This window comes from Sporosarcina sp. SAFN-015 (assembly GCF_059415085.1).
In genome coordinates this window covers 1-1,671 of record NZ_JBPFDR010000023.1, presented here as the reverse complement: position 1 = coordinate 1,671, position 1,671 = coordinate 1, and the positions used below count along the sequence as shown (strand labels likewise).

Annotated in this window: 2 protein-coding genes; both read right to left on the bottom strand. The window is 40.9% G+C overall.

What is annotated here, in order from left to right:
- On the bottom strand, positions 1-749 hold a 749-nt coding region (locus ACR65H_RS18465; RefSeq protein WP_440502412.1), incomplete at its 3' end, for a GTP-binding protein.
- 59 nt (positions 750-808) lie between these two features.
- Positions 809-1,671: S41 family peptidase (locus ACR65H_RS18460; RefSeq protein WP_440502411.1), on the bottom strand; the 863-nt coding region annotated here is incomplete at its 5' end.

Genomic DNA, 1,671 nt, shown 5'->3' with positions numbered 1-1,671 from the left:
ATCCGATACACAGTATCCGGCAATGATTTAACCCATTCTTCAAATTCGTCTTTATCGACAGGGGTATCGAATGTAATTAATTTAGATTCCAAAGGAAGATTTCTTCCAGAAACAATTGCTTCAGAAGATGGATTTGAAACGTTTTTGAGCATCTTTTCGATAAAAGAGAAATCGATATGAGCATTCCGAGTTTGAATAATAGAAGCTGTATTATTGAAATTTGAAAGTTCCATCGATACTGTGGCCAACTCGGACTCTGACAATAAATCGATTTTATTCACCAATAAAATATGGGCATGTCTAATTTGTTCTATGAACAGCGAACGTATTTGAGGGGACATTGTATCCCTTTCCAACCACCGTTTAGCGTCCGCTACGGTTACAATCCCCTTAATCTGCAACTGATCGGCAAATAAAGGTGAATACACGGCGTCCAACGCTTCTACGGGATGAGCTGCACCCGTTGTTTCTATTAAAATGATATCGATATCGTCGTTCTCTTCGAGCAATCCTTGGAGCTGTGCTTCTGTTTTTTCTGAACCTGTGCAGCAAATGCATCCATTCAATAGTTCTTTCAACGGAATGTCTTTCTCCTTGCCTACTGTATCCGAATCGATAGAAATGGAGCCAAACTCGTTCATAAGAATTGCCGGCTTTCTCCCTTGTTCTTTCAATTGGGAGACAAGATTCAATAATAGCGACGTTTTCCCGCTGCCTAAAAAACCGCTTAATAAATATACATCAATCATAAGTAACCCTCATTTGTATATGAAAAACGCCCAATCGCGGACGAATGGACGCTTTCCAATCATTTTTTAACCTGTTCCAATAAAACTTCTTTCGCTTTGAGCAACTGTGGATCGTCTTCATGGATTTTATTTCTTAGTTCATTCATTAATCCATACGTCGTATCACCGACAAGAATGCCATCCTCTTTTAAGGACAATGCCTTCTGAAGCTCTACAACAGCTGTCTCTGTCGTTTGATCATACAACCCATCAATTTTACCTGGTTCATAACCGAGAGCACTTAACATCTCCTCTGCGGTTTTGATTGCAGGTGATACCATTCCCTCTTTCATTTCCAATGACGGATCAAGGAATGGAAGCATGGCGTATGAAGGATACGGTACTTCGATGTCTGGTTCGATCCCTTTTTCATGTATCCAATTTCCGTCTGGCGTCAACCATTTCGCTGTTGTCAGCTTCAAATTGGAGCCATCCGGTAAGTCCTTAGGTGTTTGTACCGTCCCTTTCCCATATGTCTTAATACCGATGAGCGGAACGTTTGCAGATTCTTTTAATGCCCCTGCCAAAATTTCAGAAGCGGATGCGCTTCCATCATCGATAATGAGAGTGACAGGAACTGTTACTTTTCTTCCGTCAGATGCAACATACACTTCAGGATTGTTTCCTTTTCCTTCATATTGGAATAGGTTTTTATCCTTTTCAACGAAGAGGTCTGAAATATCGATAGCCGTATTTAACATGCCGCCAGGATTTTGACGGACGTCCATGATAAGACCTTCCATGCCCTGTTCTTCCATTTCATCCAAGGCAGCTAACAGCTCTTCGTACGTATGCTCAGAGAAGCTTGTAATATGAATATGTGCAATATTGTTATCGAGCATTTCTGCATACACCGTTTCAATTGGAATGACGTCTCTTTCGA